Genomic DNA, 21,788 nt, shown 5'->3' on the forward strand with positions numbered 1-21,788 from the left:
GAAGTGAGGCCCGCATGACTGAAGAGCACGCCATCAGCAAAGTCACTGACATCATCAACGATTCCAAGATCGGGATGCTGACCACCCTCAATGAGGACGGGGCGTTGGTCAGCCGTCCGCTGGCAGTCCAGGAAGTCCAGGAAGACGGCGACATGTGGTTCTTCACCGGCCTGGGGACCTCGCAGGTAGCCCACGTGCGCAAGGACCCCCGCGTCAACGTCTCCTTCGGCAAGAACACCGAGTGGGTCTCCGTGGCCGGAACGGCCGAGATTGTCACGGACCGCCAGAAGATCCACGACATGTGGAACCAGGTGGTGGAAGCGTGGTACCCGGACGGCCCCGACACTCCCGAAGTCTGCCTGCTGCGCGTCGACTCGGACTCGGCAGAATACTGGACCAGCCCGGGAGGCACCGCTGCAACGGTTCTCCAGTGGGTCAAGTCCAAGGTCACCAACTCGCGCTTCAGCGTGGGCGAAAGCGGCACCGTGGACCTGTGATCCATCATGGTTGACGCCGAGCGGTTCCGGCTTCTTCTGGAAGGCGAGCGGGAACGCAAACTGGCGTTACTGAAAGCGCTGCGAGGGGACATCGCCTCGGTCAGCTTAGCCCGCCAGGACTCCAATGTTGATGACGAGCACGACCCCGAGGGCAGCACCATCGCGTTCGAGCTGTCCCAGGCGTCTGCCCTCATGGGCCAAAGCCAAGCGGGCCTGGAACACATCGAGGCGGCGTTGGCCAGGATCGCGGACGGAACCTTTGGGCAGTGCGCGGTGTGCGGCGTGGAGATTCCGGAAGGCAGGATGGAGGCCAGGCCCTGGACTCCCTTTTGCGTCAATCACGCATCAGGGCGGCGTTGGCAGTAACTGAAAAAGTTGGTTCAGCAGGACATCCCCGGTGACACCGGAACGAATTCGATGCCCTGCTGGACCTTCTTTTGTGGACCACGGTCATAGCCCTTGGCATCAAGATGATTCGCGGCACGGAAATCCGCCAGGGCTTGGTCGTAGATCTCGTTGAGCCGCTTGCCACTAAAGACCTCCTCCGCGCCATCGGCAAAAACCACTGACACCTCGGTGGTGGCGGGAAAATGCCGTTTCATGCGGATATAGCCTTGGGCGTCCTGGTGCAGGGAGATCATGCGGAACCGTGCTTTCACTGGTAGGTACCACCAGTGTTCCTTACGTGCGTATGTATCAGGACAACGCGCTGCTGTGCCCCGCCAAGAGTTGGGGCGCGAAGAACCCGGCAAGTTCGTCTGTCGCAGACAGCGGCAGCACGTTGGCCACATACTGATCGGGCCGGACCACCACCACGGCGCCGTCACGGCTGAGCCCCCGTGCTTCGAAAATATCGTTGGCAGGGTCGGTACCAAAGACCTTCTCAAGGTACGTGAGTTTGAACGGTCCAACCGTGGGTTTGAACACCGCAGGTACCGCATTGATATCAATGGCCGTGTGGTCCTGCTGGTAAATCACCTTTACGTCGAACCATGCGTCCTGGTCCAGGCCCGACGGCGTCGCGGCCAACGGTGATTGGGGCGAGTCCGCGAGCCACTCGGCAAAATCCGCCACCCGGCCCGGGGCGCCTGCCTGCGCAGTGTCCGCAAAGACATAGATCCGCCACCGGCCATCGGCCTTTGCGTGGTGGCCAAGGTGCATGGGGTTGGTGTCGCATACGCGCAGCACGGGAGCCGATTTGAAGCGTTTACCAACAGGGAAACCCGTGGCAAGCTCTTGATGGTGCGCTTCTGCAACCAGCATGGAGGGTGCGTACTGTGTCATGAAACCTGCCGGGAACTCCGCAGTGCTGGTGTAGAAGGTTTCCAGTTCCGCCGGGTCTTCGAATTCTTCGGGCTTCTTTGCCATCAGCGTGGACCATTGCTTGTCGAAGTCGATGAGGTTCCTGGCCACCACTTGGCGTTCGGCGGAATAGGTGTCCAAAAGGCTCTCCGGACTGCGGCCTTCCAGCACGTGCCCCAGTTTCCACCCGATATTGAAGCCGTCCTGCATGGAAACATTCATACCCTGGCCGGCCTTGGCACTGTGCGTGTGGCAGGCATCGCCGGTAATGAACACCCGCGGCGCACGCTGGCCGTGTTCCTCCGGAAGAACGTCGTCGAACCGGTCTGTCAGCCTGTGGCCTACCTCGTAAACGCTGTGCCACGCCACATTGCGGACGTCCAGGGTGTAGGGATGGATGATGTCGTTGGCCTTCTGGATGATCTGCTCAATGGTGGTGTTCCGGACCGCGCCCTTGTCCGCGGGGTTGACCTCACCAAGATCCACGTACATCCGGAACAGGTGTCCGCCCTCACGCGGGATCAGAAGAATGCTGCCGCCGCTGCCGGACTGGATGGCGCACTTGGTGCGGATGTCCGGGAAGTCGGTCACAGCCAGTACATCCATGACACCCCAGGCGTGGTTGGCCTGGTCGCCGGCCAGATGACAGCCGATGGCCTGGCGGACCTTGCTGCGGGCCCCATCAGCACCCACCACATATTTGGCGTGGATGGTCTTCTCCGTGCCCTCCTCCGGTCCGGAGGTGTGGGCGAGGGTCACCTTGACCGGATACTCGTTGTCGGCTGTGACCTCCAAACCAACGAATTCATAGCCGTAGTCCGGCGTCATCCGGGTGGGGGAGTTGGCCATGAATTCAGCGAAGTAGTCCAGCACCCGGGCCTGGTTGACAATCAAGTGCGGGAATTCGCTGATTCCGGCGGGATCGTCCACCGCGCGGGCGGCCCGGACAATCCGTGAGTGGTCTGCAGGGTCCGGCTTCCAGAACGACATCTCGGTGATGCGGTACGCCTCGGCGATGATGCGTTCGGCGAAGCCAAAAGCCTGGAAAGTTTCCACACTCCGCGCTTGGATGCCGTCGGCCTGGCCGATGGCAAGCCTGCCTGGACGACGTTCAATGATCCGGGTGGTGACGCCCGGGAACTGGGACAGTTGGGCGGCAGCCAGCATGCCGGCCGGACCGCTCCCAACAATCAGGACATCCATGTGGTCGGGGAGTTCTTCCGGCCGGTCGAGTCCCACACCTGCTGCGGGTTCGACCCTCGGGTCACCGGATACGTAGCCGTGGTGGTGAAACTGCACGGGGGTCCTCACTTCTTTGTGGGCTGCTGGGCCAGATATGTTCGATAATAGAACAGTACGTTCTAATATCGCTCACATAAGCGTAAGGCAGCTCACAGACGTCTTCAAGTGCCTGCCACATCCGGCGTACATATGGTCCCGAAGTGGTGCGGAATTCCGGCAGCTCGTGTCAGGATCAGTTATGCCGCGACTGATGCTCCTTGACACTGCCTCCCTGTACTTCCGTGCCTTCTACGGAGTGCCCGACACCATCCGCCGGCCCGACGGTACTCCGGTCAACGCTGTCCGTGGGTTGTTGGACATGATCGCCCGGCTCACCACGGACTATGAGGCCACGCATCTTGTTGCTTGCTGGGATAACGATTGGCGGCCGCAATGGAGGGTGGACCTGATTCCCAGCTACAAAGCCCACCGCGTGGCCGAAGCGGTGCCTGACGGTCCGGATGTGGAAGTGGTTCCAGATCCCCTGGGGGCCCAGATTCCCATGATCCGCCGCGTCCTGGAACTGGCCGGGATTGCTGTGGTGGGTGTTGATGGCTACGAGGCCGATGACGTCATTGGAACCTATGCGAGTCAATCAACCATGCCCACGGACATCGTCACCGGGGACCGTGATCTGTTCCAGTTGGTGGATGATGAGCGGAGCGTTCGGGTGATCTACACGGCCAGGGGCATGAAGAACCTCGATGTCCTGACCGAGGTGGAGATCGTGGGCAAATACCGGGTCTTGCCCCAGCAGTACGCCGATTTCGCGACACTGCGGGGCGACGCATCCGACGGTCTTCCCGGCGTCGCAGGGATAGGCGAGAAGACCGCAGCATCCCTGCTCGCTGCGCACGGTTCGCTGGAGGGTTTGCTCGAAGCGGCAGAGGAGTCCGACGGCGGTTTGTCGGGGCCGGTGCGGGCCAAACTTTCGGCTGCGGAGGACTACCTCAAAGTGGCGCCTGCAGTAGTCAAGGTGGCGCGTGGGCTGGAGGTGCCTGGCCTTGACGAAGCCGGCGCAGCGCTGATTCCCGTGGCTGGCGACGCCCGGGCAGAACTGGAGCGGTTGGCCACCGAATGGAACCTTGGGGGATCGGTGAAGCGCCTCCTGGAAGCGTTCGATCGCTTGGCGTAAGCACTCAAGATCCCACATTCACAGCCGAATGACAGGTTGGCAACAGCATGCACAGGGGTACCCGGCTCATCGTGGAAGCAAGGACGGCGCCGATGGCCGTCCCTCAGGAACGGGTCCGATGGCGGCCCATTGAGGAGAGGTACATGTCGAAAACCAAGAGAATCACATTGGGCGTTGCTGCTGGAGCGTTGGCCTTGGGAGCAGGGATGGGAGTGACCAGCATGGCGACGGCGGCCACTACCCCGTCGCCAAGCGCTACGTCCTCCGCTGATGCAAGCGCTGCTCCTTCGGACGCCGCCGGCAAGCCCGGTGTCCACGGCCACGGGCCGGGTCGTGACGGCGGCAAAATGGCCACCGAGCTGGCAACCAAACTGGGAGTGGACGAAGCTAAAGTTACGGATGCCCTGAAGGCGTTCCGCGAGGCCAACAAGCCCACTACACCGCCGGCTGAAGGCACTGAAGGAACCAAGCCGGACCGTGCCACGCAGGAAGCCGCCCTGGCCAAGTCCCTGGCAACAGCCTTGGGCGTGGACGAAGCCAAGGTCACCACGGCCTTGGATGAGATCCGTGCCGAGGGCCAGGCCCAGCGTTCTGCTGCTTTGAAGACACGGCTGGACAAGGCTGTCACCGACGGCAAGCTCACCCAGGCCGAGGCAGACGCCGTGACTAAGGCTGTTGATGCCGGCGTCATAGGCGGCGGCGGCCGCTGATCACTGCCGGCGTTGGGGCGGACGCCGGTGCTGAAGGGATCCTCCGGATGCGTCCGGGGGATCCCTTTCTGTCTCCGTTCGGGTTCTGGCCCCCGCGTCCTAAAGTGTTGGCAACTGGTAAGCCGGCTCGGGCCGGTGCACGCCACGTGGCCGGTATCCCAAAGCCTCGGAGTGGCCCAGGACGTCTGCCAGGTACCAGATGATGGCCAACCACATTTCCGTTCCCTGAAGACCTGGGGTGAATCCGTTCCCGCTCTCGGGTGCTGCACTGAAAGCCATGCCCTCACACGGGCGCCACCACGTCAGGGCCTGCACCAGCTGCTCTTTCGCCCACGCTTGGATTTCCGCCCCACGGTGGGCGGTTTGCTTGCCTGCCAGCCACAGTGGATGGATAACGTCCAGGACGTTGCATGCGTTCTGCCTGCCGGGCCCGAAGTAGCGTTGATCAGCGGCATGCAGCAGGACCGTATCCACGAGCCTCTCAGCATGGGGCACAGGCAGGCCGAACTGCGCGAAGGTCCCGCGGGCCAACCGGTAATAGCCGTTGACCACCTTCAGGCGCGTGTCCAGGCCGGGTGTTCCCCATGTGCCTGATGAGGCGCTGACGTGGGTGGTCAGCCAGCCGAACAGGGATTGCAAGGCAGTCGATGGGGCTGACGGTTTGCGGGCAAGATTCCAGTATGCAGCGGTGCCCCAGGCGTCCACCCATGCGCCGGCTTCCCAGGGTTCCTTCACCCAGGGAAGGGCATCCAGTGAGGTGAGCAGGGATTCGGGAGATGTTTCTGTCACGGCGTGGATGTCGTGCTCGAATCCGCTGCCCAAAAGGTCCAGGGCATAGCCCACGGAAAGGACGTGGTACGTGGCGTCGCCGCTGCCGAAGCGCGGGGTTTCAGGGCTGGCCTGGAAGCCCGGCACAAGGCCGCTGACGGGGTCCTGCAATGACCTCAGCCGTGAAGTGTGCTGTACCGGACCCAGCTGGGGTGGAGCGGTTCCCAGGAGGAGATCGGCCACCTCTATGGCATCGCACTGCGCCCGGACGGTGGGTTCGCGGCCCGGTTGATCTGCATACCAGCCTCCGTCGCCGGAGTTCCAAGTGCGTGCCAGTACCGCCGTGGCATCTGCGCGGGCCAGGGCGGCGAACGCGGCAAGGGAAGCCCGCAGGCCGCCGTCGTCTACCTTTCGGGTGCCGGTTGAATCCCTCCGGTCCCGGAGGCGTCGCGCAGGATTCCCGCCCACAACCGACCACTCGGGGACGTCTTTGGTGACCACCGCTCCTGCGGCGAGGACAGCATGGGAACCTACCCTGACGCCGTCCAGGACAACAACATTGGAACCTATCCACACATCGTCACCGATGATGATGCCTTTGCTGGTCAGGGGCTGCTTGAAGACGGGTTCGTCGGGATCCATGGAGTGGTTGAATCCAAGGATGGAGGTATGCGCGCCAATCCGCACGCCGTTTCCCATGCTGACGGCTCCACGGACCACGGTAAAGGCGTTGACGGAGCAATCGCTGCCGATGCTGATGCGTCCGGTGACATATGCGTGTGCGGCAATGTAACTGTTGGTGCCGATGGTCAGTGAATCGGTGTCGATGTTGGCGGTGCGCGCGAGGAACGCCCCTTTCCCAATGCTGCTCCCTTCCGTGCCGGACAGCTCTTCCTGGTACTCACGCTGGGCGGCTTGGGCAGCGTCCGGGGCGGAGTTCCAAAACGTCCAAGGGGAGTAGTCGTAGCTGAGAGCTTGCTGGGAATTCACGCGGGTTGTCTCCACACATCGGGTACGGTGGCACTCTCCGAGGAAAGCGCTTCCCACTAGTAAACAGAACGGTCTCAGGTCAGTCAACGCGTGTTCGCAAGCGGTCGCGATCGAACACTTTAAGGGGGTACTGCCATAACCCCTCACGGCAGGAACTCCTTTGGCCGGCCAAAAGAGAGTTAGATGGGAACATCCACGAATGTTCACAACGCAGGAGAAACATGCCTACCGCTTCCGCATACGCATCACCATCAGCTACCGGCGACCTTGCCCTGACCACCATTGAACGCCGTGAGGTTGGACCCAACGATGTCCTGATCGACATCAAGTTTGCAGGCATCTGCCACTCGGATATCCATACCGTCCGCGGCGATTGGGGACCCCAGCAGTACCCGCTGGTTCCGGGCCACGAAATTGCAGGAATCGTGTCCGAGGTTGGCCCCGAGGTGACCAAGCACAAGGTCGGCGACCGCGTGGGCGTCGGCTGCATGGTCAACTCCTGCAAGGAGTGCAAGAACTGCCTCGCCGGCGAGGAGCAGTACTGCCTCAACGGCAGCGTAGGAACCTACGGTGCCGTTGACCGCGACGGCACCATCACCCAGGGTGGCTACTCCACCAACGTGGTAGTGAATGAAGAGTTCGTCGTCACCATCCCCGACGGCCTGGAACTGGACGTAGCTGCACCCCTGTTGTGCGCCGGCATCACCACGTTCTCCCCGCTCCACCACTGGGGTGCAGGCCCCGGTAAAAAGGTTGCCATTGTTGGCTTGGGCGGACTTGGCCACATGGCAGTCAAGATTGCCCACGCCATGGGTGCCGAGGTTACCGTTCTTTCGCAGTCGCTGAAGAAGATGGAAGACGGCCTCAAGTTGGGTGCCGATCACTACTACGCCACCAGCGATCCCACCACTTTCGAGAAGCTCGCCGGCACGTTTGACCTGATCATCAACACCGTCAGCGCGTCCATTGACATCACTGCCCACCTCCAGCTCCTGGCTCTCGACGGGACCCTCGTCAACGTCGGCGCGCCGGCTGAGCCGTTGCCGGTCAGGGCAGGTGCCCTCATCGGAGGCCGCAGGTCCTTCGCTGGTTCCGCAATCGGCGGCATTCCCGAAACCCAGGAAATGTTGAACTTCTGCGCCGAACACGGCTTCGGTGCAGAGATCGAGGTCATCCCGGCCAGCAAGATCAACGAAGCCTACGAGCGCGTCCTTGCGTCCGACGTCCGCTACCGTTTCGTCATTGATACCGCCACTATTGGCTAAAGTTTGACCAAGCGGCGCTGCAGCAGCGCCATCGCAGCAGGCCACGTTCCGCACCTTGGAGCGTGGCCTTCTGCGTGTCCGGCAGCAGGGACAATGGTGTGGTGACTTTCAGACTGGAAACCGTGGGTGAGGGGCTGGCTTTCGCGGAATCCCTGGCGGAGCTGGCCCACGTCCTCAAAGAACAGGGCGACGGCGGCAGGGCAGTCGTGCAGGCCCCTCCGGGAACGGGGAAGACCACGCTGGTTCCCCCATTACTGGCCAATCTTGCTGAATCGCGGACGTCCGGCACGGGCCGCGTTGTGGTCACCCAGCCACGCCGCGTCGCCGTCCGTTCGGCCGCCGCGCGGCTTGCAGCGCTCGACGGCAGCCGCCTGGGGGAGAAGGTTGGCTACACGGTCCGGGGTGAAAGCAGAACGTCGCGGAATACCACGGTGGAGTTCGTTACCCCTGGAATTCTGCTTCGCCGCTTGCTGGCCGATCCGGACCTGGTGGGCGTCAATGCCGTGGTGTTGGACGAAGTCCACGAGCGTGGACTGGAGTCCGACCTTCTGCTGGGCATGCTGGCCGACGTCTGCGCCTTGCGCGGGGACCTCATGCTCGTTGCGATGTCGGCAACCCTGGATGCGCAACGTTTCGCGGAACTGTTGTCCCGCGAGGGAACCGGCGACGACGGCGGCCCGGCGCCCGTCGTCGACTGCCCCTCAGCGCTGCATCCCCTGACTGTCCGCTGGGCGCCCGCCAAGGAGGCTCGGCTGGACGGGCGTGGCGTGACGCGCACTTTCCTTGAACATGTGGCCGTCACGACCGCGAGCGTTTACCAGGAGGCGTTGGCCGGCCGCCCCGGCATGGATGCCTTGGTTTTCCTCCCGGGCGCCCGGGAGGTGGACGACGTCGCGGGGCGGTTGCGCTCACGTCTTGGGGACGGCGTGGAGGTGCTGGAGCTTCATGGCCAGGTGGGCCCTGCGGCCCAGGACCGTGCTGTTTCCGGCCGTGAATCCGGTGGTCGTCCCCGAATTATTGTTTCCACCTCTTTGGCGGAGTCGTCACTGACTGTGCCCGGAGTGGGGTTGGTGATCGATGGAGGACTTTCCAGGGAACCGCGCCGGGATGCCGGCCGGGGGATGTCCGGACTGGTGACTGTGTCCTGTTCGCGTGCCTCCGCTGACCAGCGCGCGGGCCGCGCGGCGCGGCAGGGGCCCGGTACGGTGGTCCGTTGCTATGACGCACAGGCGTTTGCAGCCGCGCCCGCCCATCAGACACCGGAAATCGCTGTTGCGGACCTGACAGGTGCCGCGCTGCTGTTGGCATGTTGGGGTGCGCCGGGAGGAATCAACCTCAAGCTTCCCGATGCCCCGCCGCAGGCTGCCATGTCCGATGCCATGGAGTTGCTCCACGAACTCGGTGCGGTCACGATGTCCGGGGCGGCCACCCCGCTGGGTAAGACGCTGGCCAGGGTGCCGGCAGATCCGCGGTTGGCGCGGGCTCTCCTGGAGGGCTCCGCCGTGGCCGGGCCTCGGGCCACCGCGGAAGCCGTCGCGGTGGTGGCCGGTGACCAGCGGGCGCCGGGCGCGGACTTTGCCCGTCTGCTGTCCTCCTTGCGCGCGGGGTCCGATCCCGGTTCCCGCCGTTTCAAGGACGAAGTGAAGCGGTTTGAGTCGCTGGCGCTCCGGGAGGCACCCGTCGTCGGGCCTTCCGCGTCCCCTGGGGAAGTCACAGCCCAGGATGCGCCGGGTTTCGTCATCGCGCTGGCCTTCCCTGATCGGGTGGCCCGGAGGGTTCCCGGTGAGGGGTCCACCACGTATCTCCTGTCCTCGGGTACCCGGGCCGGGCTGCCGGCGGGCAGCCCGTTGCTGGGGGAGGAGTGGCTGGCCGTTGCAGAGGTTTCGCGCGCCCAAGGGCGTGATGCGGCGGGAACAGGAGCCGTCATTCGTTTGGCTGCCCGGTTCTCGCATGAGCTTGCCGCGGTGGCCGCGGCGGGCCTGCTGACGGAGCATGTTGAAGCCGCTTTTGACAAGGGCCGTGTGACGGCCCGCCTGGTACGGAAACTGGGCGCCATCGTTTTGTCGTCGACGCCGGTTCCCCCGTCCGCGGAGGCAGGTCGCCGGGCGGTGGCTTCGGCTGTGAAGAAGTCCGGGTTGGCGATGATCGGCTGGCCGGAGGCTGCTGATGTTCTCCGGCGTCGGTTGGCATTGCTTCACCGCGAACTTGGCGCGCCCTGGCCTGACGTCCGCGAGCCCGCGCTGCTGGCCATGGTGCAGGAGTGGTTGGGTCCTGAACTCGAGTCCATTGCCACCGGCACCGCTGTACGTTCCATCAACCTCACGGAACCTCTCCGGCGACTCCTGCCCTGGCCGGCGGCCTCAGGCTTGGATGACCTGGTCCCGGAGCGGCTGCAAGTGCCCAGCGGTTCACGGGTACGGATCGCATACCCGGAACCCGATGACGATGGCGGCCGGCCGCTAGTGGCAGTGAAGCTGCAGGAGTGCTTCGGTTGGGAGCGGACGCCGCGGCTTGTGGAAGGCCGGGTTCCGGTGCTGTTTCATCTGTTGTCACCAGCAGGGCGGCCCCTGGCTGTTACTGATGATTTGGCGTCGTTCTGGTCCGGACCCTATGCCCAGGTCCGGGCAGAGATGCGTGGGCGCTACCCCAGGCACCCCTGGCCCGAAGATCCTTGGACGGCACCGGCCACAGCCAAAACGAAGAAGCGGATGTAGCCGGTACGGTCAGGCGGGGACGTCCATGTGTGTTTGCGCCGTGTATTGGATGAGTCCGTCCACGAACGTAGCCACTACGGCACTTGCGGCGAATTCATCCGGGGCTGTTGCCAGCGGGTCGAGTTCAAACGCCGTGAAGTCCGCCCGCTTCCCTGGAGTGATGGACCCCGAGACGTCCCAGAGGCCGGCCGCCTTGGCAGCGTGGGACGTGTAGCCTTCCAGGGCCTGCAGGGCGGTGAGTGCCTGGGAGGGTGTGATTGGGTCCTGCTCAGGGTGCCCGGACCTTCGACGGAGTTGGGCGTCGGCAATGATGGGCAGGGGCTGGTACGGGGCGATCGGCCAGTCTGAACCGATGCCAAGTGTTACCCCGGCGTCCCTGAGGTCGCGGCACCGCCACGCCCTGTCGGCGCGCTCCTTGCCGAGCCGCAGCGACCAGTTGTCGCTGTGATCTGCCAGGGCGTAGTGCGTGCAGTGCGTCGGCTGCATGCTGGCCACTATTCCGGAGCCCTTGAAGCGTGAAACCAGGTGGTCTGGCACTGTTTCCAAGTGTTCAATCCTGTGGACAGTCCGGGCCAGCACATCCGCGGGTATGGCGTCCACGCCGGGCCTCTTGAGGGACTCCAGGGCTGTCAGGACGTAGTCGACTCCGCCGTCCCCGATGGCGTGGGTTGCTGTGGGAATTCCGTGCGCCGCAAAGTATTGGACGGCGGAGGTGTATTCCTCCGGCCGCGGCCAGAAGGGGGCGGTGGACTGTCCATAGGCATCGGGCTCGTGGAGCCAGGCTGTGCCATTGTCGATTGTTCCGTCCACAAAGAGCTTGATGGCTTCAATGGACCACCGCCGGCCGCCGGTCCCCACGGAGCGGGCCAGCTCCCGCCACGTTTCCCGGGTACCTCCCGGCATGCACCACGGTGCCGCACGAAGACGCAACGGCAGGTCGCCGTCGTCCTCCAAAGCGCGGAAGAGCGCCGCTGATTCTTCACTGTGGTCCATGATGTGGGCACCGGTCAGGCCGGACCGGGCGAAGTCCTTGAGGAGGTTTCCCAGCCTGAGTTTCCGGTCCTCGAAGGACTCCTGCGGCATGTGGCGTTGCACCAGTTCCATGGCGGCAGCCTCCAGGAGAAGGCCTGTGGGGGTACCGTCGGGGTCGCAGACAATCTCCGAGGCCTGGCTGAACTCCTGGGGTCCCCGAATGCCGGCCATGTCCAGCGCCTTGCTGTTGGCCAAGGCTGAGTGGCCGTCGAACAGGCGGATCAGGGCGGGTTTGGTTCCGCTGACGTCATCCAGCACGCTCCTGTGCAGCTGCCTGCTGCCAAAAGCGTTGGGGTTCAGCCCCCAGCCACGCAACCATCCGTCGTCGTGCTTTGCCTGTGAACCCAGCAGCAGGGTGCGGACTTCCTCCACGGTTGCCGCTGCCGAGAGGTCGACGCCGGTGGTCATGTCCAGCCCGAAAACCGGGTGGATGTGGCAATCGACCAATCCGGGGGTCAACGTGGCGGAGCCAAGGTCCATCACGGTGGTGCCTGGGGTTTCCCAGGACAATGCCTGTTGACGGCTCCCGACGGCGGTAATCAGCCCGTTGCTCACAGCCACCGCTTGGATCGGCAAGGACGGGTCCTGCGAATTCCCGTCCAGCGTGTGGATGGTATCGGCGAGGACAATGAGGTCAGGAGTCATGGGTTACGAAACTTTAGGCCCACGTGATCCCGGGCATAATACTTCACGCGAAACTTCTGGCTAGAGTCGTAATAACAACGCGAACGGAGAAACACCCCATGGCACGCCCGCTGGTACCACTCATATCCCTTGATGCGCTGGTTACGGCTGCCTTGGAGTTGGTGGACGAAGCCGGGGACTTCAGCCTCCCCAAACTGGCTAAGAAGATCGGGGTCAGCCAGTCCTCCATCTATAACCACGTCTCGGGCCGTGACGCGATCATCGAACTGATGCGGGGCCGGATCATTTCCGAAAGCCCCTTCGTCCTCTCTGGGGACATGGACTGGGAGGCGTCGCTGCGGGCCATAGTGCGCAGCTACCGGGACGCCTTCGCACGGCACCCCCGACTTGCCCCTTTACTGGTTCTCCAAACCGTGGAGCACCACGACGTGTTGTCGCTCTACGAGAATCTGGCGCTTGTACTGGACAAGGCGGGCTTCAAAGGCCGCGATGTCATGTCCGCGATCTCCACCATTGACAGTTTCGCCCTGGGCTTTGCCTTGGATCTTGCAGCGCCGGAGGTTGTCTGGGCGCCTCCAGCCAAGGGTTATCCAGCGCTCACGCAGGCCTTGACGTTTGCTGGTTCGTCAGATGAACGCGGCGAAGCGGCGTTCGAATTCGGACTGGAAATTCTGATGGCCGGACTCCGGGCCACCCTTCAACGGACAGCGCGCAATTAGTGGAGGCCGTTGCAGGAGTGGCTCAATCCTGGTGGGATGCCGTAGTCCGCGGCTTCACGGAGACACATACCAGTGGAGTTTCCTTGCCGTGGCTCCTGGCCGTTGTGGCGTGCGCGGCCGTGCTCAGCATTCCCCGTCTGACTTGGCGATGGTTCGGGCTCTACGTCACCTTCATCCACGAGTTGGGCCATGCCTACGCTGCGCTGATGACAGGCAGGTTTGTGCACGGATTGCGGATCGGGCTGGACCACTCCGGACAACTTGTCAGCAGCGGCCGGGGTCTGTTCGGATCGGCCTGGTCCGGTTTCTGGGGCTACCCGGCCCCCGCGGTGGTGGGACTGGCCCTCATCGCCGCATTTGCTACCGGCAAATCAGGGCTGGCAGTGTCTCTGGGTGCACTGGTGTTGCTGGCTTCCTTGGTGTTTTTGCGAAACACCACCGGAATTCTGGTGGCCCTTGTCAGCGCGGGGGTGGCGCAGGCGTTGCTGTTCGCCGCACCGGCCACGCGCAACTACGTGGTGCTGGGCCTCGGGTTGGCCCTGACTGTAGGGGCGGTCAGGGACCTGCTGAAGGTCATGGGCGTGCACACGCGGCGCAGGGACCGGTTGGCTTCCTCGGATGCGGTGATATTGGCCCGGGCCACCGGCGCTCCTGCGTTCCTCTGGCTCACCGGTTTCACGCTGGTGATCGTCGCCTGCAGTGCCCTGTCCTGTTGGCTGCTCTGGACGGTCACATCGTCCTAGGCTGCCCGGCCCGCACCCGTCATGTAGTCCGCCACCGCAGGTGCAAGGGACGCTCCGATCCCAGCTGCCGTGCGCTTGACGCCCTTGACCACAAACGAATGGTCCCCTCCTTCAACCCACTGGAGGGTCGCCGTCGGGCCGATCTTTGACACCACGGCCTCCAGCAAGCCGGGCGTCGCAAACGTGTCCCGGGTGCCTTGCAGGAAGAGCATGGGCGCGGTGATGCCATACAGGTGCTCATCCCGCAGCTTCTCGGGCTTGCCGGGGGCATGCAGAGGGTAGCCGAGATAGATGAGACCCCGGGTGGCCATACCGTCAGCCACTGCCATGGACGCCATGCGGCCTCCGAAAGACTTTCCCGCGGACCACACCGGTTCGCCATCACCCAATGCGATGGCCGTTTTCATGGCTTCTCTCCAGGCAGCGATCGCCTGGGGCGGACGGTCCGGGAACCGCCTGCCTGCCTCACGGTAGGGAAAGTTGAAGCGAAGGGTAGCCACCCCCACCTCTGCCAGGGCTTCAGCAAAACCCTGCATAAAAGGATGCTCCATCCCCGCTCCGGCACCATGGGCCAGAACCAACGTGGCTACCGGCTTTTCGGGCCTGATGGACAGGGCAGACACCCGGGTGTCTCCCACGGCAATGGTGAGCGAAGTTTGCATGAGACCATCATGGTAGCTTGGGCCATGGCCAGTGAAGCAACCACCGTATCCGTTCCCGGACCCCATGGACCGCGCGAAGTCCGCATATCGAGTCCCGGCCGCTTGATGTGGCCCGAAGCGGGAATCACCAAATTGGACCTGGCCACCTACCTGGTGGACGTGGGCGAGGCTTTTGTCAGTGCCAATGGGAACCGGCCGGTGAGCCTGCAGCGGTATTCGGGCAATATTGAAGGGGATATGTTCTTCTCCAAGAATCCGCCCAAGGGAGCCCCGGAGTACGTCAGATCGGTTCCCGTGACCTATCCCAGCGCGCGGACGCATCCCCAGATGGTCATTGACGAACCGGCAGCTGCCGTGTGGGCCGCACAGATGAACACGGTGGTCTTCCACCCCTGGGCATCCCGGGCCGATGACCCGGACAACCCCGACCAGCTCAGGATTGATCTTGACCCCCAGCCCGGAACGGATTTTGACGATGCAAAGCGGGCGGCTGTGGAGTTGCGCTCTGTTCTGGATGAAGCGGGGCTGACTGCGTTCATCAAAACGTCCGGAAATCGCGGCCTTCACGTCTACGCGCCCATCAAGCCTGTGCACGAGTTCCTGAACGTCCGGCACGCCGTCATAGCCGCAGGCCGGGAACTTGAACGCAGGATGCCGGACCAAGTCACCACTGCTTGGTGGAAGGAAGAGCGCGGCCAGAGGATTTTTGTGGACTTCAACCAGGCAAACAGGGACCGCACCATTGCCGGAGCCTACAGCCCACGTGCCGTGCCCCTGGCACAAGTGTCCTGCCCCTTGGCGTGGGATGAGCTGGATGGCGCGGACCCAGCCACGTACACCATCAAGACCGTGCCGGACCGGTTGAAGAAGACCGGGGACCCGTGGAAGGACATGCACCAGCACCCGGGAGGGATCGACGTGTTGCTGGAATGGTGGGAAAGGGACGTCGCCAATGGTCAGGGCGAGATGCCGTTCCCGCCTGAATTCCCCAAAATGCCCGGCGAGCCCATGCGGGTCCAACCCAGCAGGGCGCGCAAGCCCACGGAGTAAGTGGCTCTGCTATTCGAACCGCGACGCGTCGCCCGTGCCGTAGCGGACAACTTCAGCAACGCCACTGGAGAAATCAATAACGGTTGTGGGATCGGAGCCGGTATCTCCGGAATCGATCACTCCGTCAACTTGGTTGTCCAGGCGTTCCTTGATTTCCCAGCCCTGGGTGAGGGGTTCCTCCTCATCCGGCAGCAGCAGAGTGCTGGAGAGCAGGGGCTCTCCCAGTTCAGCCAATATTGCCTGCACCACCTTGTGATCCGGAATCCTGACGCCCACGGTTTTCTTCTTGGGGTGCAGGAGACGCTTGGGTACCTCGCGGGTGGCGGGAAGGATGAAAGTGTAGCTGCCCGGCGTGACGGCCTTGATGCTGCGGAAAATATCGTTGTCCAGCATGACGAACTGACCCATCTGGGCGAAGTCCTTGCACACCAGGGTGAAGTGGTGTTTGTCATCCAGGTGCCTGATGGTCCGGATCCGGTCCAAGGCCTCCCTGTTTCCGATCTGCGCGCCCAGCGCGTAACAGGAGTCCGTGGGGTAGGCGATCAAGCCGCCGCCCTGGAGCATGTTCACCACTTGGCCGATGGCGCGTGGTTGCGGGTCTTCCGGGTGCACATCAAAGAATCTGGCCATGGGAAGAGCCTACGACAAAGTGGGGGGTCAGGCGGCCAGAAGCTGCCAGGCCAACTCCACCGCGCCATGGACCGGTGTCTGCGTCAGAATCGTCACAGCGGACGGATCCTCCAAGGACACCTTCCGCGCCACGGAACCCGCCAGCTGGCTGTGGTTCACCAACAAGCCACCGGCCATCACCAGTGGCAGGTCAAGTCCGAGTTCGCCCAGTACCTGCCGGGCCAGGGTGGCCAGGGCATGGGCTGCCTCGGCCTGTATGCGCACCGCTGCAGGATCCCCGTCCGCAGCAAGGTCAAGGACCAGTGGTGCAAGCCTGGCCCAGTGGTCCGGCTCAGGTTTTGCGTAGAAGAAATCCATGAGTTGAAGGGCATCAACGCTGGCAGTTGCCGCCATCAGCGTCTTCACCAGAAGTCCGGGTTCCAGCCCGGCGTAGAACTCGCGCAATGCTTCCCGGACGGCGTCACGCACCACCGCATAGCCGCTGCCTTCGTCACCCAGCAAGTATCCGTAGCCGCCGCTGCGGGCCTCCCGGCCGTCACCGCTTTTGCCCCAGGCTACCGAACCAGTTCCGGCCACAAGGACGGCGCCGGCGTCCAGGCCGGCCGCTGCGAGGACTATGCGGGTGTCGTGAACCACTTCGATCCTGGCCCCAGGAAAGTGCTCGGTGAGCAGGGCTGACAGGACCGCGCGGCTTGCCGGGGTATCGGCACCCGCGGCGCCGGCACAAACGGCTTCGACGCCGCTGCCTGCACTTGCGGCTATGCGGCGAAGAACGGCGTCCGCACCCTGGTGTCCCACTGACGACAGGCTGGCGCTTGTTTCAGTAATTTCGACGTCGGCGGCCGCCTGCCCTGCCTTGCCCCGATCCACGTCGCTGGGCGATGATCCCACGGAGCGGACGGCATGGGTTTTGGAGCCGCCGATGTGGAGGCCAAGAACTGCAGGGCTCAAGGGTTCGCCGCCGTTTCTGTAGGTGTGCGGGACCCTCCAACATTGGCATAGACCAATACGCTTGTCCACAAGTAGGATGTCCAATATGCCAGCCGACGCAGCGCCGAAGTATTACCGCCTCAAGACCCACATCCTGGCGCTCATTGGCGGTCTCCAGCCCGGCACCCTCATCCCCACCGAACGCGCCCTGGCCGAAGAATACGAGACTTCCCGGACCACTGTGCGGCAAGCGATCAGCGAACTCGTGGCGGAGGGCAGGCTGGGGCGCATCCAGGGGCATGGCACCTTTGTGGCGCCACCAAAAGTCACGCATCTGCGGCAGTTGACCTCTTTTTCAGACGACGCCCGGGCACAGGGTTTGACGCCCGACTCCACAACGATTTCCTTGGAAGTGGTCAGCTCCGATGCCGTGGTGGCGGGACGCTTGGGGCTTCGCGAAGGGTACTCCGTGACCCGGCTCGAGCGCCTCCGCATCATCGAAGGGGAACCGCTCGCCCATGAGGTTGCCTGGTTGCCCGGCAGCCTGCCGGAATTTGAGTCCAACCTGGCCACGTCTGGTTCGCTCTACGCCGTCCTGGCCGACGTCTACGGCGTGCGGATCGCCGACGTTGAGGACACGGTGGAAACCGCGCTTGCCGGACCCGGCGATGTCCGGCTGTTGGGCATCGAAATGGGGGCTCCGCTCCTGGTGGTCCACCGGCTTGCCCGTGACACCGCAGGTACGCCGGTGGAGTGGACCCGGAGTGCTTTTCGCGGTGACCGGTTCAGGTTCGTCTCCCACGTCAAGGCCGGGAACTGACGTGGCCAACTCTTCCTCCGGTGAGTCTGTCATCAACCGCGTGGTTCGCTTGGTGGGCGCCTTCGATGACATGCACCGCACCATGAGCGTCGCGGCGCTGGCCCGCCGCACAGGCCTCCCGGTGACCACTACGTATCGGCTTGTTGACGAGATGTTGGCCGAGGGATTGCTGGAACGCGAAAACAACGCAGAGGTGCGGGTGGGGACCCGGCTGTGGGAGCTGGTGTCCAGGAGTTCCCGGATGGTGGGCCTTCGTGAAGCTGCCCTGCCATTCATGGAGGACGTCCAGTCCGTGGTCCAGCATTCCACCACCCTGGGAATTTTGGATGCTGGCGACGTCCTCTACATCGAGCGGATCGGGTCCCGGGATTCCATGGTGGACATCACCAAAGTTGCCGGCCGCCTGCCGGTACATGGCACCTCGTCCGGCATGGTCCTGCTGGCTTACTCTCCAGCCGTCTACCAGGAGCATTTTCTGTCCCGGACTCTGGAGAAGTTCACTGAAGCCACCCTCACCCAGCCGGCTGAGCTGCGCCGCCACCTCGCAGCTATCCGGCAAAGCGGGTTTGCGTCGATGCCGGGGATCATTGTTCCGGAGTCCAGCGGTATTGCCGTTCCGGTTTTTGACCGCACAAATACTGTTGTCGCGGCCCTCAGTGTGGTGGTTCCCCGCAACGAGGAAAACGCAGCCGCACGGGTGCCTGTCCTCATGACTGCGGCACGGGGCATATCGCGCGTTCTGGGCTGGCGGGGAGAACTCAAGGGCGCACTCCGGCAGAGCAACGGTAGAATCTGATTCCCGTTCATCGGTAATGCTGTGGTTCCCCTCACAGGAGCGCTGGCACGGTGGAACGCAGAGCAGACATCGCGGATCGGTGGCAATCACCAACCATCCGCTTCGGGCAGTAAGCCCCCAGGCATGGAGTCCTGCGGGCAACAGCCCATCACCAACACGCTGACGGTCGCAAAGGCCTTCTTCCGCGATGCCCTGCGCCGTTTGACCACAAACCCCGTTTGACCACAAACCCCAGCCACGTGGAGCAGGGAAAGCCGCGACGAAGCGGCAGAAGGAGTTTGCCATGAAGCCACAGACCGTGGAAACACCAAGGGATGGAAAGCAGGAAACAAAGTCACAACGCGTTGCCGGAAAGGTAGCCATAGTGACGGGCGGAAGGGGAGACCTCGGCAGCGCGACGGCCCGGCTGCTGGCCGATCACGGGGCAGTAGTGGCCTCCCTTGACAGGGCAGGAACACCTGCCCCGTTCCGACACCCCGGCATTACCGAGTACGACGTGGACGTGACCGACGAGGCCAGCGTTGCGGCTGCCGTCGGCAAGCTTACCGGAGAGCACGGCAGCCCCGACATATTGGTCAACGCCGCCGGCATTATCGGGCGGGCCGGGGCCAGCCACACGGCCTCCGTCGATGACTTCGATCTCATCTTCAACGTCAACGTCAAAGGCGTCTGGCTCATGACCAAGCATGTTGTAGCGGCCATGATCGAAAAACAGTCCGGCAGCATCATCAATTTCTCGTCCATCCACGGACTGACCGGCGGCCGCAATGTACCGCTCTACCACGCCACCAAGGGCGCCGTCCGGCTGCTGAGCAAGTCGGACGCTGCCGCTTATGGAATCCACGGGATAAGGGTCAACTCCGTACATCCCGGTTCCATGAACACCAGAATGAGCCGGCTTTCAGCGGAACAATCCGAGGGCGGGGCCGAGGAGTACTACCAGCAGCTGGTGGGCGGGAACCCGCTCCCGCGGCAAGGAAAACCTGACGAGATCGCCTATGGGGTGCTGTACCTCGCCTCGGATGAATCCCGTTTCACCACAGGAGCCGAGTTGGTGATCGACGGCGGCTATACCGCCGTCTGATCCTGCGCCTGAGGCCACCCTTCCCTTTTCCTTCCACGAAAGGCTTGACCATGAAATTCCTGAATGGCTCTCCCACAGATACCTACGACGTCGTTGTTGTTGGCTCCGGCGCCGGAGCCCTCACCGCCGCGGCGACGGCCGCCCGGGCCGGCAAGTCCGTCGTCGTTCTCGAAAAGACCGGGTTGCTCGGCGGAACCACGGCCGTATCCGGTGGCATGCTGTGGGTAGCTGATAATCACTACGCCCGGAGCGCCGGTGTCTCTGACTCAAAAGAGGAAGCCGCCCGTTATGTCAGGGCAGTGGCCAGGGGCCGTGGCCGTGGTGACCTGCTGGATGCCGCGTTGGAGTACGGGGACACGATGCTCCGCTTCACAGAAGCAGAATGCGGTGTCCGTTTCATCTTCCTGGACAATTTTCCCGACTACCGCCAGGACCTCCCGGGCTCAGTTGAGGGCGGCAGGACAGTGGAACCCGCGCTCTACAACATCCGCGAAGCACTGGGTGGGCTCGCGGCCCACGTACGCTCCGATGGCCGGGCGCCGTTCACCATGCAGGAATATGAAACCTGGGGTGCGTTCACCAAGTTCCCGTGGGATGAACTCGGACAACGGCAGGCCGAGGGCCTTGTGGCCAAAGGCCAGGCCTTGGTGTCAATGCTGCTGGCCAGCCTGGTGCGCGACGACGCAGGGCTGGTGGTGGGCGCACGGGCACAGCGGCTGCTGGTCGACGACGGCCGGGTGACCGGCGTCGAGCTCGAATCCGGTGAGCTCTTCCATGCCCGCGACGGGGTGGTCCTTGCCACTGGCGGCTTTGAATGGGACAAATCCTTGGCCGACTCCTTGCTGGCCTCCCGGCTCCACATCATGTGCTCACCCCCCTCCAACACAGGAGACGGCCTGAAGATGGCGCAACGGATTGGCGCCCAAACCCGGGGCACGCGGGAGGCCTGGTGGGCTCCCATGTCGATCACCGGCGATACCCGGGACGGTGAGCCCGTGGGCACGCTGCTGCGGTTCGAGCGGCAAGGGCCGGGGTCCCTAATGGTCAACCGCCACGGACACCGCTTCGCCAACGAATCCCAGAACTACAATGACCTCGCGAGGTGCCTGCAATCGTGGGACTCGCCCAGGAACCAGACGTTGAACACCCCAGCGCACGTGGTTTTCGATCACAGCTACTTGGAGCGTTACGGGATTTTGGCGCACCGGGCCGGTTTGCCCACTCCGGCATATCTGGTGGAAGCTCCCACCTTGGAAGAACTTGCTGCCAGGATCGACGTCCCCGCGGAGGAACTGACGTCAACGGTGGCCCGCTTCAATGAGTACGCGATCAAGGGTGAAGACCCGGACTTCGGCCGCGGTGAGAGCGCCTATGACAAGTACTGGGGCGACGACGACTGCCCGTGGCCAAATCCGTCGCTCGGCCCGCTCCACAGAGGACCTTTCTATGCCATGGAAGTTGTCAATGGTGCCTTCGGCAGCAATGGCGGTGTGGCAACGGACGGTCTGGCCAGGGTTCTTAACGTGGACGGACAGCCCATTGCCGGGCTCTTTGCCGCCGGGAATACTGCCGAGAATGCGTATGCTGCGGGCTATCCCGGCGCGGGCGCCACGCTGGGGCCGATCATGACCATGGGCTACCTGGCCGGCCGCACCATATCCGGCCAGCCCGCCAGGTACGACGGCGCGCGGCTCGCCCAGGGGGTTGTGGCATGATCCGCCACACCGTCCTGTTCAAGTGGAAGCCGGACTTTCCGGCTGAGGAGAAGGCTGCCTGGGTAGCCGGGGTGAACCGGATGGATGGAAACATCCCCGGCATGGTGAAGCTCACCCACGGCGCAGACGTCTTTCAGCACGAGCGCTCTTTCGACTACGCGATTGTGGCCGACTTTGATGCGGCTGAAGACCTCGAGGTTTACAACTCGCACCCTTTGCATGAGCCCTTGAAGAAGTACTCATTGCCCAACAGCGACACCATCATCGCCGTCGATTTCCACCTCTAAAGGCAACACGGTG

At 63.5% G+C, this 21,788-nt stretch carries 21 protein-coding genes; 14 read left to right on the top strand and 7 right to left on the bottom strand.

The annotated features are described in order from the left end of the window. Positions 1–14: 14 nt before the first annotated feature. Complete coding sequence (locus JOE60_RS08760) at positions 15–497, top strand: pyridoxamine 5'-phosphate oxidase family protein (RefSeq protein WP_167266827.1); 483 nt, start codon at positions 15–17, stop codon at positions 495–497. A 6-nt stretch (positions 498–503) separates the two neighbouring features. Then, positions 504–863: a TraR/DksA family transcriptional regulator gene (locus JOE60_RS08765; protein ID WP_167266825.1), complete on the top strand. Its 360-nt coding sequence runs from the start codon at positions 504–506 to the stop codon at positions 861–863. 14 nt (positions 864–877) lie between these two features. Here JOE60_RS08765 and JOE60_RS08770 read toward each other — a convergent pair whose 3' ends face one another. Beyond that, on the bottom strand, positions 878–1,138 hold the full coding sequence (locus tag JOE60_RS08770; RefSeq protein WP_167267086.1) for a hypothetical protein: 261 nt from the start codon (positions 1,136–1,138) through the stop codon (positions 878–880). A 55-nt stretch (positions 1,139–1,193) separates the two neighbouring features. Continuing rightward, positions 1,194–3,098 carry an FAD-dependent monooxygenase gene (locus JOE60_RS08775; RefSeq protein ID WP_167266823.1) on the bottom strand — a complete coding sequence of 635 codons (1,905 nt, stop codon included), beginning with the start codon at positions 3,096–3,098 and terminating at the stop codon, positions 1,194–1,196. 181 nt (positions 3,099–3,279) lie between these two features. Here JOE60_RS08775 and JOE60_RS08780 point away from each other — a divergent pair, with 181 nt between their 5' ends. Both JOE60_RS08780 and JOE60_RS08785 read left to right on the top strand, forming a co-directional pair. After that, positions 3,280–4,215 (top strand): 5'-3' exonuclease, encoded by a 936-nt coding sequence (locus JOE60_RS08780; protein ID WP_204814891.1) that lies wholly within the window; start codon positions 3,280–3,282, stop codon positions 4,213–4,215. Positions 4,216–4,358: 143 nt separating this feature from the next. Then, the gene (locus tag JOE60_RS08785; protein ID WP_167266819.1) at positions 4,359–4,925 is read left to right on the top strand and encodes a hypothetical protein; all 567 of its coding nucleotides are present in this window, start codon (positions 4,359–4,361) and stop codon (positions 4,923–4,925) included. Between the two features lie 99 nt (positions 4,926–5,024). Here JOE60_RS08785 and JOE60_RS08790 read toward each other — a convergent pair whose 3' ends face one another. Next, complete coding sequence (locus tag JOE60_RS08790) at positions 5,025–6,683, bottom strand: DapH/DapD/GlmU-related protein (protein WP_167266817.1); 1,659 nt, start codon at positions 6,681–6,683, stop codon at positions 5,025–5,027. 221 nt (positions 6,684–6,904) lie between these two features. Here JOE60_RS08790 and JOE60_RS08795 point away from each other — a divergent pair, with 221 nt between their 5' ends. Next, entirely contained in the window at positions 6,905–7,948 is a 1,044-nt protein-coding gene (locus JOE60_RS08795; protein WP_167266815.1) for an NAD(P)-dependent alcohol dehydrogenase, read from the top strand. Positions 7,949–8,046: 98 nt separating this feature from the next. Next, positions 8,047–10,662, top strand: coding sequence for an ATP-dependent helicase HrpB (hrpB, locus tag JOE60_RS08800; RefSeq protein WP_420851379.1), 2,616 nt, complete (start codon positions 8,047–8,049; stop codon positions 10,660–10,662). Between the two features lie 9 nt (positions 10,663–10,671). On the opposite strand, the gene JOE60_RS08805 is transcribed toward hrpB, so the two are convergent. After that, the gene (locus tag JOE60_RS08805) at positions 10,672–12,339 is read right to left on the bottom strand and encodes an amidohydrolase (protein ID WP_167266811.1); all 1,668 of its coding nucleotides are present in this window, start codon (positions 12,337–12,339) and stop codon (positions 10,672–10,674) included. 98 nt (positions 12,340–12,437) lie between these two features. Here JOE60_RS08805 and JOE60_RS08810 point away from each other — a divergent pair, with 98 nt between their 5' ends. Continuing rightward, the gene (locus JOE60_RS08810; protein WP_167266809.1) at positions 12,438–13,058 is read left to right on the top strand and encodes a TetR/AcrR family transcriptional regulator C-terminal domain-containing protein; all 621 of its coding nucleotides are present in this window, start codon (positions 12,438–12,440) and stop codon (positions 13,056–13,058) included. After that, positions 13,058–13,801: a M50 family metallopeptidase gene (locus JOE60_RS08815; protein WP_167266807.1), complete on the top strand. Its 744-nt coding sequence runs from the start codon at positions 13,058–13,060 to the stop codon at positions 13,799–13,801. Before JOE60_RS08810 ends, JOE60_RS08815 begins: the two co-directional genes overlap by 1 nt. Here JOE60_RS08815 and JOE60_RS08820 read toward each other — a convergent pair. Continuing rightward, positions 13,798–14,463: an alpha/beta hydrolase family protein gene (locus tag JOE60_RS08820; RefSeq protein WP_167266805.1), complete on the bottom strand. Its 666-nt coding sequence runs from the start codon at positions 14,461–14,463 to the stop codon at positions 13,798–13,800. The two genes, JOE60_RS08815 and JOE60_RS08820, sit on opposite strands and share 4 nt — an antisense overlap. A 24-nt stretch (positions 14,464–14,487) precedes the next feature. On the opposite strand from JOE60_RS08820, the gene ligD reads away from it, so the two are divergent. Then, a complete protein-coding gene (gene ligD, locus JOE60_RS08825; protein ID WP_167266803.1) occupies positions 14,488–15,513 on the top strand; it encodes a non-homologous end-joining DNA ligase in 1,026 nt (341 codons plus the stop codon). A 9-nt stretch (positions 15,514–15,522) separates the two neighbouring features. On the opposite strand, the gene JOE60_RS08830 is transcribed toward ligD, so the two are convergent. Both JOE60_RS08830 and JOE60_RS08835 read right to left on the bottom strand, forming a co-directional pair. Next, positions 15,523–16,143 carry an L-threonylcarbamoyladenylate synthase gene (locus JOE60_RS08830; protein ID WP_167266801.1) on the bottom strand — a complete coding sequence of 207 codons (621 nt, stop codon included), beginning with the start codon at positions 16,141–16,143 and terminating at the stop codon, positions 15,523–15,525. A 27-nt stretch (positions 16,144–16,170) separates the two neighbouring features. Next, the gene (locus JOE60_RS08835) at positions 16,171–17,094 is read right to left on the bottom strand and encodes an N-acetylglucosamine kinase (RefSeq protein WP_167266799.1); all 924 of its coding nucleotides are present in this window, start codon (positions 17,092–17,094) and stop codon (positions 16,171–16,173) included. Between the two features lie 76 nt (positions 17,095–17,170). Here JOE60_RS08835 and JOE60_RS08840 point away from each other — a divergent pair, with 76 nt between their 5' ends. From JOE60_RS08840 to JOE60_RS08860, 5 genes are all read left to right on the top strand, one after another. Continuing rightward, entirely contained in the window at positions 17,171–17,893 is a 723-nt protein-coding gene (locus tag JOE60_RS08840; protein WP_167266797.1) for a GntR family transcriptional regulator, read from the top strand. 1 nt (position 17,894) lies between these two features. Next, positions 17,895–18,689 carry an IclR family transcriptional regulator domain-containing protein gene (locus JOE60_RS08845; protein ID WP_167266795.1) on the top strand — a complete coding sequence of 265 codons (795 nt, stop codon included), beginning with the start codon at positions 17,895–17,897 and terminating at the stop codon, positions 18,687–18,689. Between the two features lie 283 nt (positions 18,690–18,972). Then, positions 18,973–19,773: an SDR family NAD(P)-dependent oxidoreductase gene (locus JOE60_RS08850; protein ID WP_167266793.1), complete on the top strand. Its 801-nt coding sequence runs from the start codon at positions 18,973–18,975 to the stop codon at positions 19,771–19,773. Positions 19,774–19,823: 50 nt separating this feature from the next. Then, complete coding sequence (gene chcC1 / locus JOE60_RS08855) at positions 19,824–21,488, top strand: 4-oxocyclohexanecarboxylate 2-dehydrogenase (RefSeq protein WP_167266791.1); 1,665 nt, start codon at positions 19,824–19,826, stop codon at positions 21,486–21,488. Then, entirely contained in the window at positions 21,485–21,775 is a 291-nt protein-coding gene (locus JOE60_RS08860) for a Dabb family protein (RefSeq protein WP_167266789.1), read from the top strand. The genes chcC1 and JOE60_RS08860 overlap by 4 nt, the downstream gene beginning before the upstream one ends. The last annotated feature ends 13 nt before the right edge of the window (positions 21,776–21,788 follow it).

The organism is Paenarthrobacter ilicis, assembly GCF_016907545.1.
GTDB lineage: Bacteria > Actinomycetota > Actinomycetes > Actinomycetales > Micrococcaceae > Arthrobacter > Arthrobacter ilicis.

Coding starts and splice junctions, on each gene's coding strand:
- JOE60_RS08850 (WP_167266793.1), top strand. CDS start 18,973: ATGAAGCCACAGACCGTGGAAACACCAAGGGATGGAAAGCAGGAAACA.
- ligD (WP_167266803.1), top strand. CDS start 14,488: ATGGCCAGTGAAGCAACCACCGTATCCGTTCCCGGACCCCATGGACCG.
- JOE60_RS08820 (WP_167266805.1), bottom strand. CDS start 14,463: ATGCAAACTTCGCTCACCATTGCCGTGGGAGACACCCGGGTGTCTGCC.
- chcC1 (WP_167266791.1), top strand. CDS start 19,824: ATGAAATTCCTGAATGGCTCTCCCACAGATACCTACGACGTCGTTGTT.
- JOE60_RS08760 (WP_167266827.1), top strand. CDS start 15: ATGACTGAAGAGCACGCCATCAGCAAAGTCACTGACATCATCAACGAT.
- JOE60_RS08785 (WP_167266819.1), top strand. CDS start 4,359: ATGTCGAAAACCAAGAGAATCACATTGGGCGTTGCTGCTGGAGCGTTG.
- JOE60_RS08765 (WP_167266825.1), top strand. CDS start 504: ATGGTTGACGCCGAGCGGTTCCGGCTTCTTCTGGAAGGCGAGCGGGAA.
- JOE60_RS08840 (WP_167266797.1), top strand. CDS start 17,171: ATGTCCAATATGCCAGCCGACGCAGCGCCGAAGTATTACCGCCTCAAG.
- JOE60_RS08780 (WP_204814891.1), top strand. CDS start 3,280: ATGCCGCGACTGATGCTCCTTGACACTGCCTCCCTGTACTTCCGTGCC.
- JOE60_RS08805 (WP_167266811.1), bottom strand. CDS start 12,339: ATGACTCCTGACCTCATTGTCCTCGCCGATACCATCCACACGCTGGAC.
- JOE60_RS08810 (WP_167266809.1), top strand. CDS start 12,438: ATGGCACGCCCGCTGGTACCACTCATATCCCTTGATGCGCTGGTTACG.
- JOE60_RS08795 (WP_167266815.1), top strand. CDS start 6,905: ATGCCTACCGCTTCCGCATACGCATCACCATCAGCTACCGGCGACCTT.
- JOE60_RS08860 (WP_167266789.1), top strand. CDS start 21,485: ATGATCCGCCACACCGTCCTGTTCAAGTGGAAGCCGGACTTTCCGGCT.
- JOE60_RS08770 (WP_167267086.1), bottom strand. CDS start 1,138: ATGATCTCCCTGCACCAGGACGCCCAAGGCTATATCCGCATGAAACGG.
- JOE60_RS08830 (WP_167266801.1), bottom strand. CDS start 16,143: ATGGCCAGATTCTTTGATGTGCACCCGGAAGACCCGCAACCACGCGCC.